A 12,147-nucleotide genomic window follows, 5' to 3' on the forward strand; every position below is an offset into this window, starting at 1 on the left:
TTTTGCACTCCGTCATGCTGCGAAGGCGGGCGTCATAATGCCGCTCACATTCAAAGCGGGACACGGAACATGCAGGGCAAGGCAGCAGTCATCGATTACCTCAAGATGTTGCTGCGCGGCGAGCTGGCTGCGCGCGATCAGTATTTTATCCACTCGCGCCGCTACGACGATATCGGCCTCAAAGCGCTGTTCACCCGCCTCGATCACGAGATGCAGGAAGAGACACAGCATGCGGACGCGCTGCTGCGGCGCATCCTGTTCCTCGGCGGCGAACCGGACATGCGTCCAGATGCCTTCACGCCGGGTGACGACGTCGAGTCGATGCTGCGTAAGGATCTGGACACCGAGTACAAAGTGCGCGGCAATCTGCAGGGCGGCATCGAACTCTGCGAACGCGAGCGCGATTACGTCACCCGCGACATGCTGTTGGCGCAGCTGGTCGACACCGAGAGCGACCACACGTACTGGCTGGAGCAGCAGCTCAGCCTGATCAAGATGATGGGCCTGCAGAACTACCAGCAGCTGCGCGCGGCCTGAGCCAGGCCGCCGCGTTCATCACGCGGCGGCATAGACCGGGAAGCCGGCACAGAGCTTCTCGACGTCACTGCGCACCTTGGCGATGACCGCGTCGACGTCTGAGCCGCTGCTCATCGCATCGACAATGTCGGCGATCCAGCCGGCGATCTTCGCCATCTCCGCTTCCTTGAAGCCGCGGGTTGTGCTGGCCGGCGAGCCCAGGCGCAGGCCGGAGGTCACGAACGGCGACTTCGGATCGTTCGGCACCGAGTTCTTGTTGGTCGTGATGTGCGCCTTGCCCAGCGCCGCTTCGGCATCCTTGCCGGTGACGTTCTTGGCAACCAGATCCAGCAGGAACAGGTGGTTGTCGGTGCCGTTCGAGACAACCTTGTAGCCGCGGTCGAGGAAGACCTTGGCCATGGCTCGTGCGTTGGCGATGACCTGCTTCTGGTAGACCTTGAAGCTCGGATCGAGCGCTTCCTTAAAGGCGACCGCCTTGGCGGCGATGACGTGCATCAGCGGACCGCCCTGGATGCCTGGGAACACCGCCGACTGGAACTTCTTGTTGAAGTCCTCCGGCTGGCCCTTGGTCAGGATGATGCCGCCGCGCGGTCCGCGCAGGGTCTTGTGCGTCGTGGAGGTGACGACTTGGGCGTGCGGCAGCGGGCTCGGGTACTCGCCGGCAGCGACAAGGCCGGCGATGTGCGCCATGTCGACCCAGAACCAGGCACCGACCTTGTCGGCGATCTCGCGCATGCGCTTCCAGTCCTTGACCCGGCTGTAGGCCGAGAAGCCGCCGATGATCATCTTCGGCTTGGTTTCGAGCGCAATCCGCTCCATCTCGTCGTAGTTGATCAGGCCGGTGTCGGTATCGAGGCCGTACGGCACGATCTTGTATTGCTTGCCGGAGAAGTTCGCCGGATTGCCGTGCGTCAGGTGTCCGCCCTGGGCGAGGTTCATGCCCATGACGGTGTCGCCAGGGCTGACCAGCGCGAGGAAGATCGCGGCATTGGCCTGCGCGCCGGAGTGCGGCTGGACGTTGGCGTAGTCGCAGTCGAAGACCTGCTTGATGCGGTCGATCGCCAGTTGCTCGGCGATGTCCACGTACTCGCAGCCGCCGTAGTAACGCTTGCCCGGATAGCCTTCGGCGTACTTGTTGGTCAGCTGCGAGCCCTGCGCTTCCATCACCGCCGGGCTGCAGTAGTTCTCCGACGCGATCAGCTCGATGTGCGCTTCCTGGCGATGCTCCTCGGCGCTGATCGCCTTCTGGAGTTCGGAATCGAAATCAGCAAGTCTCGGGGCGTGGCTGTACATGGTTCATTCTCCGCGCAGGGTGCAGGTGCAGGATTCGTCGTGCTGGTGCGAGTCGTCGGTGTCGTCGGCTTCGGCGGGCGCATAGACGAAGCGCGCGAGCGGATCGGCATCCGGCAGCGCTGAGTTGCTGTGGGAGTCCGGGCCGAGTTCGTCGCGGCGCCGACGGGCGAAGCCGAATCCCATGTCAGCTCAACGCCGCCCGCGCTTCACGCGCGGTGGCGACCATGATCCGCAAGGCCGATTCGGTTTCCGGCCAGGCGCGGGTCTTGAGGCCGCAATCCGGATTGACCCACAGGCGTTCGGCCGGCACGACCTTGAGCGCACGAGCCAGCATGTCGTTCATCTCCTCGCGCGGTGGCACGCGTGGCGAGTGGATGTCGTAGAGGCCGGGGCCGATGTCGTTCGGATACTTGAAGTCGCCGAAGGCATCGAGCAGCTTCATGCGTGCCCGCGAGGTTTCGATCGTGATGACGTCGGCGTCCATCGCCGCAATCGCCGGTAGGATGTCGTTGAACTCGGAATAGCACATGTGCGTATGAATCTGCGTCTCGTCGCGCACGCCCGAGGCGGTAATGCGGAACGCACGCACCGCCCAGCCCAGATACGCCGGCCAGTCGGCTTTCTTCAGCGGCAGACCTTCGCGGATCGTCGGCTCGTCGATCTGGATCACCTTGATGCCAGCCGCTTCGAGATCGACGACTTCGTCGCGCAGCGCCAGCGCGAGCTGCAGCGCGACATCGCGCTTCGGCAGGTCGTCGCGCACGAAGCTCCAGAACAGCATCGTCAGCGGGCCGCTGAGCATGCCCTTCATCGGCTTGCTCGTCAGGCTCTGCGCGTACGTCGACCATTCGACGGTCATCGGTTGCGGACGCGAGACATCGCCGTAGATGATCGGCGGCTTCACGCAGCGCGAGCCGTAGCTCTGCACCCAGCCGTTGCGCGTGAAGGCATAGCCGCTGAGCTGCTCGCCGAAGTACTCGACCATGTCGTTGCGTTCCGGCTCGCCGTGAACCAGCACGTCGATGCCGAGTTCCTCCTGCTTGTCGACCGCGAGCCGGATCTCGGCCTTCATCGCGGCGATGTAATCGGTCTCTTCAAGCTTGCCGGCCTTGAAGGCCGCGCGTGCCGCGCGAATCTCCGCGGTCTGCGGGAAGGAGCCGATCGTCGTCGTTGGCAGCTTCGGCAATTGCAGCGCCGCCTGCTGCGCCTGGATGCGCTGGTCAAATGGCGCCTTGCGGTCGCCGTCGGCCGGCTTGAGCGCGGCAACGCGCGCGCGCACTTCCGGTCGGCAGGTGCTCGCCGCGCCGCGCCGCTGTGTGATCGCCTGCGCGGCGGCATGCAGCTCGCGCCAGACCGCCTGCTCGCCCTGTTCGAGCGCGCGGCGCAGCAGCGACAGCTCCGCGAGCTTCTGCACGGCGAACGCCATCCACGACTTGATCTGCGGATCGAGCGCATCCTCGAACGCGAGATCGGTCGGCACATGCAGCAGCGAGCACGAGGCGGAAATCCATAGACGCGTGCCGAGGGCCGCATGGACCGGATGCAGGGTTTCGAGCACGCGCGTCAGATCGCTGCGCCACAGGTTGCGGCCGTCGATGATGCCGAGCGACAGCGTCTTATCCTCTGGCCAATCAGTGAGGAAGGTCTGCAGCTGCTCCGGTGCGCGCACGAGGTCCAGATGCAGGCCGGCGACCGGCAGCGCCTTGAGCCAATGGGCGTGCGTCGCGACGCTGCCGAAGTAGGTCGTCAGCAGGATCGGCGGCGCGGCGGGCGCCAGCTCGCGATAGACCGTCGCGTAGGCGGCGACCCAGTCGTCCGGCAAGTCGAGCGCGAGAATCGGCTCGTCGAGCTGCAGCCAGCGTACGCCGCGCTGCTTCAGCTCAGCGACCGCGGCGTAATAGGCGTTGAGCAATGGCGATAGCAGGCTGAGCTTGTCGAAGCCCTCCGCCGCGCTGGCCAGCCACAGCCAGGTCAGCGGTCCCGGCAGCACGACCTTGACCGCATAGTCGAGCGCCTGCGCTTCGCTGATCTCCGGAAACAGCCAGTCGCGATTTAACGCGAAGCGCGTCTGCGCGGAGACTTCCGGTACGAGGTAGTGATAGTTGGTGTCGAACCACTTCTTCATCGCCAGCGCCGGCTGCGCGGCGGTGCCGCGCGCCATCGCGAAGTAGCCGCCGAGGTCGCAGCGCTCGCCCAGTTCAAACCGCGGCGGCTGCGCGGAGAACAGCGCCGTCGCATTGTGCAGATGATCGTAGAACGCGAAGTCGCCGACGGTGACGACATCGAGGCCGGCGTCGCGCTGCTGCTGCCAGTGACGCTTGCGCAGCTCGCGGCCGACCAGTTGCAGCTCGGCGGCGGTGAGCCGGTTCTGCCAGTGGGCTTCGACGGCAGTCTTGAGTTCGCGGCGCGCGCCGATGCGCGGGACGCCGAGGATGTGTGTGGTGGGCATGGCAGCTCTTGGATGACGGGAACGCGGCCATGGTCGGACCTGTCTGGATATGATTCAATCTCGATTAATTCACGAAATCGATGAATCTCATTCATGGCCCAATCGCCGCTGGACATGCGCCATCTGCACACCCTCGTCGCGCTGGCCGAGACCGGCTCGGTGTCGCGTGCCGCGGAGCGGGTGTTCGTTACCCAATCCGCGCTGTCGCACCAGCTCAAGCTGCTGGAGAACCATTACGGCGCGCCGCTGTTCGAGCGCGGCACCAAGCCGCTGCGCTTCACCCAGCCGGGGCAGCGCCTGCTCGCGCTGGCGCGGCAGGTGCGCGAAGCGGCCGCGCAGGCCGAGCGCGATGTTGCGCACTGGGTGTCCGGCGGCGGCGGGCAGCTGCGCGTCGCCGTCGAATGCCACACCTGTTTCGACTGGCTGATGCCGGCGATGGACGCGTTCCGCGAACACTGGCCGGATGTCGAGCTGGATCTGGTCGGCGGCTTCCAGACCGAGCCGATGGGGCTGATCGATCACGACGTCGCCGATTTCGTCGTACTGCACGATCGGCCACTAGCGCGCGCCGGTGTCGCGTTGGAAGCGCTGTTCGATTACGAGAACGTCGCGATCCTCGCGCCGAGCCACCCGCTCGCCACGAAGCCCTGGCTGACGCCGAAGGATTTCATCGACGAGACGCTGATCAGCTATCCGGTCGCCGACGACATGCTCGATGTGGTCCGCCACTTCCTGGCGCCGGCCGGCATCAAGCCGCGCCGCCGCAACGCCGAGCTGACCGTCGCGATCCTGCAGCTCGTCGCCAGCGGCCGCGGCATCGCCGCGCTGCCGGCCTGGAGCGTGTCGGAATACCTGAAGCGCGGCTATGTCGTCGCCAAGCCGCTCGGCAAGCGCGGCCTGCGCTGCGATCTGTATGCGGCGATGCCCGAAAGCCTCGCGCAGCGGCCGTACATGCAGGATTTCGTCGCCAAGATCCGCGAATACAAAGCTTGAGTCGGGCTAAACTTCCGCGCATCGCCAGCATCAGGACTCCAGCGCAGTGACCGCCAGCGGCAATCTCTTCATCGTTTCGGCGCCCAGCGGCGGCGGCAAGACCAGCCTGACGCGGGCCCTGCTGCCGGTGCTGCAGTCGCGCGGCGTCGCGGCCACGATCTCGGTGTCCTACACGACGCGCGCACCGCGCAGCGGTGAGCAGGACGGCACGCACTATCACTTTGTCGACGAGGCACGCTTCGTCGCGATGATCGGCGCCGGCGCCTTCCTCGAACACGCGCATGTCTTCGGCCGCCGTTACGGCACCGGCCGCGAGCGCACCGAAACGCTGCTGGCCGCCGGCATCGACGTCATTCTCGACATCGACTGGCAGGGTGCGCGCCAGGTCCGCGCGCAGCTGCCGCAGGCCGAGTCGATCTTCATCCTGCCGCCGTCGCTGACCGAGCTGGAGCGGCGCCTGCGCGACCGCAGCCAGGACGATGATGCGACGATCCAGGCCCGCATGCGCGAGGCGCAGAGCGAGATGTCGCATTACGACGAGTACGAGTATCTGGTCGTCAACGAGCACTTCGACCAGGCGCTGGCCGAGCTGGTGGCTATTTTTTGTGCAGCCCGGGCCCGCAAACCCGCGCAAAAAGCCCGACAGCAGGCGCTGATCGACGCTTTGCTGGCGAAATAAGCCTCAAGCCGCTAAACTCCGCGGCCCATTTTGATGCTCTGTGTGGTGTAGCCATGGCCCGCGTAACCGTAGAAGACTGCCTCGTCCGCATTCCGAACCAGTTCGATCTGACCCTGGTTGCCGCCAAGCGTGCACGCCAGCTGGCTCGCGGTGCCGATGCGCATCTGCCTTGGGGCAACCACAAGTCCACCGTGCTTTCGCTGCGTGAAATCGCCGAAGGCCACATTGGTCGTACCGTGCTTGAGGAAGTCGATCTGCCGGCCGTGCAGCAGCCGAAGATGGAGCTCGAAGCACTGGATCCGTCCTTCGACGCCTGAGTTTGATGAGCCAGCCGGCCTGCCGGCTTGCAATAAAAAACCCGCCTGACCGGCGGGTTTTTTATTGGGCGACGGTCGCGGAAATCAGACCGGCAGCGCGAGCCGTTCGGCGATGGCGCGGGCCACCTGCGGGTTGAACGGCATGCCCATGTGGCTGCCGCTGACTTCGACGTTGTCGGTACGGTCGGTTTCCGGCTCCAGGCAGCAGGGCCAGGCGACGATGCCGTCACTGCGCGTGTAGATGGCGGTGCAGGGGACAGGCGGCGGCGTGATGCGGCGGCGGAAGCCGTCGAGATCCAGATTGACCGGCTTGCCGGCATTCATCAGGCGGAACATGACCATCATGTTGTTGGCATCCGGCCGTTCGTTGATCGGACTGCCGAGCGTGAACACCCGGCGTACGAGGTCCGGTTTGTGGCGCGCCATCTCGCGGACGAAGACGCCACCCAGGCTCCAGCCGATCAGGCTGACCGGGCCGTCATGCCGCGCATGCAACTTGACCAGACGCTCGTTGAGGGCCTGCTTGATGTTCGCCCGCATGCCGAGGTTGATACCCAGATTCCAGCCGTAGACGGAATAGCCGAGGTCGCGCAGCAATCCGCGCAATGGCTGGGTCGCGAGGTCGCCGGCACCGAAGCCGGGAACGACGAGGACGGCATGTCCGTCGCCCGGCGGCAGTTCGGCGCGCAGGCGCGGCAGGCGCAATGGCGAGGCGCCCAGCTCTGCCCAGGCGCGCAGCTCCAGCGCGAGCAGACGCAGGGGAGGGGCAGTGATGCTTGCAGAGGACTCGGTGCTCATGGGTGGCCTGCCGGTGGACGGAACCGCGACCATTATGGCGCGACTTGCGGGGAGTGCAGGCGGCGGCTACGGTGCCGCACGAAAACAGCATTCCCGAGTCCGTTCATGCCGCATCTGATCAACCGCCGCGATCTCGACTTCATGCTCTATGAGCTGCTCGACGTCACGAGCCTGACCGCGCACGAGCGCTTCGCTCATCACGACCGCGCGACCTTCGACGCGGTGATCGATGCGGCGCAGACGCTGGCCGAAGAACAGTTCCAGCCGCACGCCGCCGCCCTCGACGCCAACGAGCCCACGTTCGATGGCGAGCGCGTGCACCTGATGCCGGAAGTGAAACAGGCGCTGGATGCCTACATCGAAGGCGGCTTCCTGTCGGCCGCCTTCTCGATCGACAACGGCGGCATGCAGTTGCCGTACAGCGTCACCGCGGCCGTGCAGGCGATCTTCACCGCCGCCAATGTCGGCACCAGCGGTTATCCGTTCCTGACTGCGGCGGCGGCCAACCTGCTCAGCGTGCACGGCACGCCGGAGCAGCAGGCGCGCTACATGCAGCCGATGCTGGCCGGCCGCTACTTCGGCACGATGTGCCTGTCCGAGCCGCATGCCGGTTCGTCGCTCGGCGACATCAAGACCAAGGCAGTCCCGCGCGCCGACGGCCGTTACGCGATCAGCGGCCGCAAGATGTGGATCTCCGGCGGCGAGCACGAGCTGTCGGACAACATCGTCCATCTCGTGCTCGCGCGCATCGAAGGCGCGCCGTCGGGCACCAAGGGCATCTCCCTGTTCATCGTGCCGCGCTTTTCCGTCGAGGCGGATGGCCGGCGCGGCGCGAAGAACGGCGTGCGCCTGATGGGCCTCAACCACAAGATGGGCTATCGCGGCACGGTCAACACCGCGCTGGCCTTCGGCGATGGCGAGGAATGCATCGGCGAGCTGGTCGGCACCGCGAACAACGGCCTGGCCTGCATGTTTCACATGATGAATGAGGCGCGCATCGGCGTCGGTCTCGGCGCGACGATGCTCGGCTATACCGGTTACCTGTACTCGCTCGACTATGCGCGCGGCCGTCCGCAGGGCCGTCCGCCTTCGGCGAAGTCGCCCGACACGCCGCAGGTCATGATCATCGAACACACCGATGTGCGGCGCATGCTGCTGCAGCAGAAGTCCTACGTCGAAGGCGCGCTGGCGCTGGGGCTGTACTGCGCGCAGCTGGTCGATGCGCAGAGCATGGCGAGCGATGCCGGGGAGCGCGAGGAGCTGGGCCTGCTGCTCGACATCCTGACGCCGATCGCCAAGTCCTGGCCGTCGGAGTTCTGCCTCGAAGCCAACAAGCTGGCGATCCAGGTGCTCGGCGGCTACGGCTACACGCGCGACTATCCGCTGGAGCGCTTCTATCGCGACAACCGGCTCAATCCGATTCACGAAGGTACCGCCGGCATCCAGGCGCTGGATCTGCTCGGCCGCAAGGTGACGATGAAGAACGGCGCGGCGTTCCGCCTGCTGCTCAAGCGGATCCTGGCAGACGTCGACACCGCCGCCGCGAATGCGGACACCGGCCTGCAGGAACTCGCGCGCGATCTGCGCGCCGCACTCGATCGCATCATGCAGACCACGCAGGCGCTGGGCATGGTTGCCGCCGGCGGCAAGATCGACCTGTTCCTCGCCAATGCGCATGCCTACCTGGAAATGCTCGGTCACGCCGTCGTTGCCTGGCAGTGGCTGCGTCAGGCGCAGCGTGCTCAGGCGGCATCGATCCACGCGACAGCCGCAGACGCGGACTTCTACGCAGGCAAGCTGCGCGCGGCGCAATACTTCAATCGCTATGAGCTGCCGCGCGTGCAGCGTTGCGCCGAACTGCTCGAGCGCATGGACGACACCTGTCTGACGATGCCGGCCGCCGCGTTCTGATAACGACATTCTGATAACAACAGGGAGACAACAATGAAACGTCTGCTGCTGATCCTGCTGCTAGCCGGCCTCGCTGCATTGATCTGGACATTCATGCCGCAGCCCTTGCCGGCAACGCTCACCGCCAACGAAACCTTCGTCGCGCCGCAACCGCAGCCGCCGAGCGGCATGAAGCTCAGTGTCATGCACGCCGGGCGCATGGAGTCGAACGGTCTGTTTGCCTACCGCGGCGGGCCGATGGAGAAGCGCGAGTTCGGCATGGACGTCGTCATCGTCGAGCATCCGCGGGGTACGCTGCTGTTCGATGCTGGTTTCGCGCGTGATGTTGAATCGCAATTGCACGTCGTCCCGGCGCTGATGCGGTCCGTATCGAAGATCACCAGCGAGAAGCCGGTGGCCGATCAGCTCGCCGCCGCCGGCATCTCCCACGCCGCGATCAAGGGCATCATCCTGACGCACGCGCATTGGGATCATGTCTCCGGTCTCGCCGACCTGCGCGACATTCCGGTCTGGATCAATCAGGCCGAACTCGACTTCATCCACAGCGGCCACGTCGGCGCGCAGCTCGCGGCGGAGCTCGATGCCGCGCAGCCGTTGAATGTGCAGAAGTACGAGTTCAACGGCCCGGCCTATTGGGGTTTCCCCGCCAGCCACGATGTCTACGGCGACGGCTCGGTGGTTCTCGTGCCGGGTGGCGGTCACACGCCGGGCTCGACGATCGCGTTCGTGCACACGCCGGACGGCAAGCACTACGCCCTGATCGGCGATCTGGCCTGGCAGCACGAAGGGATCGATCTGCCGGCGGAGCGCCCCTGGCTGCTGCGGCGCATGGTCGATACCGACACCGCCGGCCTGCGCGACGTGCTGGTGCGCCTGCACCTGCTGCAGAAAGCCATGCCGGACCTGATGATCCTGCCGGCGCACGATCGTCGCGTCATGAATCTGCTGCCGGAATTCGGTGTCGGGCAGCAGGTCTTCAGTCCCCCAGCGCCGGGCTGAAGCTGCCGGGCCTGCCGGATTTCCCGGCAAGCCGCCGCTCGGCGACAATAGCGTCATGCAGGTCGGCCCCTACAACATCGAACCCTCGGTGATCCTCGCGCCCATGGCGGGCGTGACGGACCGGCCGTTCCGGCAGCTGTGCCGGCGCATGGGCGCGGGTCTCGCTGTGTCGGAGATGACGACCTCGGACGCCACGCTGTGGGCCACGGAGAAATCGCGGCTGCGGCGCGACCATGCCGGTGAGCTGGGGCCGGTGTCGGTGCAGATTGCCGGTTACGACCCCGAACAGATGGCGAATGCAGCGCGCTTCAACGTCGAGCACGGCGCGCAGATCATCGACATCAACATGGGCTGCCCGGCGAAGAAGGTCTGCCGTGTCGATGCCGGTTCGGCGTTGCTGCGCGACGAGGCGCTGGTCGCGCGCATCTGCGCCGCGGTCGTTGGCGCCGTCGATGTTCCGGTCACGCTGAAGATTCGCACCGGCTACTCGCGTGCGCAGCGCAACGGCGTACGCATCGCGCACATCGCCGAGGACAGCGGCATCCAGGCGCTGGCGGTGCATGGGCGTACGCGTGAAGAGCAATACGGCGGCGCCGCCGAGTACGAGACGATCGCGCGGATCAAGCAGTCCATTCGCATTCCGGTCATCGCCAATGGCGACATCGACAGCCCGCACAAGGCACTGGCCGTGCTGCGCGCCACCGGTGCCGACGCGGTGATGATCGGCCGCGCCGCGCAGGGCAAGCCGTGGTTGCTGCGCGACATCACCCACTTCCTCGCGACCGGCGAACTGCTGCCAGCGCCGACGCGTTTCGAGATCCGCCGCTGGCTGCTCGAACATCTCGACGCGCTGTATGCGTTCTACGGCGAAGGCCGCGGCGTGCGCGTCGCGCGCAAGCACATCCAGTGGTATTGCCAGGGCAACGACGGCGCCGACGCGTTCTGGCAGTCGATCAACCGCGTCACGGACGTGAGTGCTCAGCGCGCTGCCGTCGACGCCTATTTCAGCAGCATCGCCGCGGAGCAGGCCGCATGAAGGGCGAGCACCAGTACAGCGCCGAAATCCGCTGGCAGCGCGGCGCGACGGAGAAGTTCACCGATCAGCGCTACTCGCGCGGCCATCGCTGGCAGTTCGACGGTGGCGTCGAGGTTCCGGCCTCGAGTTCGCCGCTGGTCGTGCCGCTGCCGTATTCCGTGAGTGCAGCAGTTGATCCCGAAGAGGCCTTTATCGCCTCGCTATCGTCCTGCCACATGCTGTTCTTCCTGTCGTACGCCGCGCAGCAGGGCTTCGTCGTCGAGCAGTACATCGACAAGGCGATCGGCACGATGGGGCCGAACGAACACGGCCAGATCGTCATGCTCAAGGTCGTGCTGGACCCGCAGATCCGCTGGGGCGGCGAGCGCGCACCGGATGCGCAGCAGATCGCCGCGCTGCATGAGCGTTCGCACCACGACTGCTTCCTCGCGAACTCGGTGCGCTGTCCGGTGACGGTCGCGCAGGCAGCGTAGGGACTGGCGCCGATCGAAAAAAGCCCAGCGCCTTCACGAGGCGCTGGGCTTGATGTATGACGAGGTCTTTCCGTACTACAGCTTGGCGCTCTGATCCGGCGCCGGCGCGGCGAGCGCCTTCTCGATCGCGTCGCGGAACTCCTTGCTCTCCGGCTTCATGCGCGTGCCGAAGGCTTCGGCGGTCTTGCCGTCGCGCATGATCAGGTACTTGTGGAAGTTCCACATCGGGCTTTCATCGGTGAGGTCGATGAGCTTGCGGAACAGCGGGATCGCATCGTCGCCGCGGACCTGCGACTTCGTGTACATCGGGAAGCTGACGCCGTAGTTCACCTTGCAGAACTTGGCGATCTCCTCGTCGCTGCCGGGTTCCTGATTCATGAACTGGTCGGACGGGAAGCCCAGCACGACAAGACCCTTGTCCTTGTAGGTCTTCCACAGCTGTTCGAGGCCTTCGTACTGCGGCGTGAAGCCGCATTTGCTCGCGGTGTTGACGACCAGCACGACCTTGCCGCTGTACTGGCACAGCGACTCCTCGGGGCCGATAAGCCGCTTGGCACTGGTGTCGAGCAGCGGGCTGGCGCAGTTGGCGCCGGCACTGCCGGCGAAAGCGAGGAGCAGCAGGGCAAGGGCAGATTTCATGGTCGTACTCGGTACCGGGGCCG

At 65.8% G+C, this 12,147-nt stretch carries 13 protein-coding genes; 8 read left to right on the plus strand and 5 right to left on the minus strand.

Going from position 1 to position 12,147, the window contains the following annotated elements:
• Positions 1–69: 69 nt before the first annotated feature.
• Positions 70–537, plus strand: a complete 468-nt coding sequence (gene bfr, locus AC3WUF_RS18170; protein WP_492428208.1) for a bacterioferritin — start codon at positions 70–72, stop codon at positions 535–537.
• A gap of 18 nt (positions 538–555) precedes the next feature.
• Here the strand turns inward: bfr and glyA are convergent, their stop codons facing one another.
• Genes glyA through metE form a run of 3 tightly spaced genes read right to left on the minus strand, consistent with a single transcriptional unit; the run spans position 556 to position 4,279 of the window.
• On the minus strand, positions 556–1,830 hold the full coding sequence (glyA, locus tag AC3WUF_RS18175) for a serine hydroxymethyltransferase (RefSeq protein WP_492428210.1): 1,275 nt from the start codon (positions 1,828–1,830) through the stop codon (positions 556–558).
• Positions 1,831–1,833: 3 nt separating this feature from the next.
• Positions 1,834–2,013, minus strand: coding sequence for a hypothetical protein (locus AC3WUF_RS18180; protein WP_492428212.1), 180 nt, complete (start codon positions 2,011–2,013; stop codon positions 1,834–1,836).
• A 1-nt stretch (position 2,014) separates the two neighbouring features.
• Complete coding sequence (metE, locus tag AC3WUF_RS18185) at positions 2,015–4,279, minus strand: 5-methyltetrahydropteroyltriglutamate--homocysteine S-methyltransferase (RefSeq protein WP_492428214.1); 2,265 nt, start codon at positions 4,277–4,279, stop codon at positions 2,015–2,017.
• Between the two features lie 93 nt (positions 4,280–4,372).
• On the opposite strand from metE, the gene AC3WUF_RS18190 reads away from it, so the two are divergent.
• The 3 genes from AC3WUF_RS18190 to rpoZ are packed head-to-tail and all read left to right on the plus strand — an operon-like array spanning position 4,373 to position 6,268.
• Positions 4,373–5,272, plus strand: a complete 900-nt coding sequence (locus tag AC3WUF_RS18190; RefSeq protein WP_492428216.1) for a LysR family transcriptional regulator — start codon at positions 4,373–4,375, stop codon at positions 5,270–5,272.
• A gap of 46 nt (positions 5,273–5,318) precedes the next feature.
• Positions 5,319–5,951, plus strand: a complete 633-nt coding sequence (gmk, locus tag AC3WUF_RS18195) for a guanylate kinase (protein ID WP_492428218.1) — start codon at positions 5,319–5,321, stop codon at positions 5,949–5,951.
• 53 nt (positions 5,952–6,004) lie between these two features.
• Positions 6,005–6,268: a DNA-directed RNA polymerase subunit omega gene (gene rpoZ, locus AC3WUF_RS18200; protein WP_492428220.1), complete on the plus strand. Its 264-nt coding sequence runs from the start codon at positions 6,005–6,007 to the stop codon at positions 6,266–6,268.
• 84 nt (positions 6,269–6,352) lie between these two features.
• On the opposite strand, the gene AC3WUF_RS18205 is transcribed toward rpoZ, so the two are convergent.
• Positions 6,353–7,066 (minus strand): alpha/beta hydrolase, encoded by a 714-nt coding sequence (locus AC3WUF_RS18205; protein ID WP_492428222.1) that lies wholly within the window; start codon positions 7,064–7,066, stop codon positions 6,353–6,355.
• Positions 7,067–7,171: 105 nt separating this feature from the next.
• Between AC3WUF_RS18205 and AC3WUF_RS18210 the strand changes: the two genes are divergently transcribed.
• Genes AC3WUF_RS18210 through AC3WUF_RS18225 form a run of 4 tightly spaced genes read left to right on the plus strand, consistent with a single transcriptional unit; the run spans position 7,172 to position 11,485 of the window.
• The gene (locus AC3WUF_RS18210) at positions 7,172–8,977 is read left to right on the plus strand and encodes an acyl-CoA dehydrogenase (protein WP_492428224.1); all 1,806 of its coding nucleotides are present in this window, start codon (positions 7,172–7,174) and stop codon (positions 8,975–8,977) included.
• Positions 8,978–9,010: 33 nt separating this feature from the next.
• The gene (locus AC3WUF_RS18215; RefSeq protein ID WP_492428226.1) at positions 9,011–9,976 is read left to right on the plus strand and encodes an MBL fold metallo-hydrolase; all 966 of its coding nucleotides are present in this window, start codon (positions 9,011–9,013) and stop codon (positions 9,974–9,976) included.
• Between the two features lie 55 nt (positions 9,977–10,031).
• Positions 10,032–11,012 carry a tRNA dihydrouridine synthase DusB gene (gene dusB / locus AC3WUF_RS18220; RefSeq protein WP_492428228.1) on the plus strand — a complete coding sequence of 327 codons (981 nt, stop codon included), beginning with the start codon at positions 10,032–10,034 and terminating at the stop codon, positions 11,010–11,012.
• A complete protein-coding gene (locus AC3WUF_RS18225; protein WP_492428230.1) occupies positions 11,009–11,485 on the plus strand; it encodes an OsmC family protein in 477 nt (158 codons plus the stop codon). Before dusB ends, AC3WUF_RS18225 begins: the two co-directional genes overlap by 4 nt.
• A gap of 75 nt (positions 11,486–11,560) precedes the next feature.
• Here the strand turns inward: AC3WUF_RS18225 and AC3WUF_RS18230 are convergent, their stop codons facing one another.
• Positions 11,561–12,124 carry a glutathione peroxidase gene (locus AC3WUF_RS18230; RefSeq protein ID WP_492428232.1) on the minus strand — a complete coding sequence of 188 codons (564 nt, stop codon included), beginning with the start codon at positions 12,122–12,124 and terminating at the stop codon, positions 11,561–11,563.
• Positions 12,125–12,147 lie beyond the last annotated feature (23 nt).

The sequence above is a fragment of the Fontimonas sp. FW305-C-3 genome, from assembly GCF_058783185.1.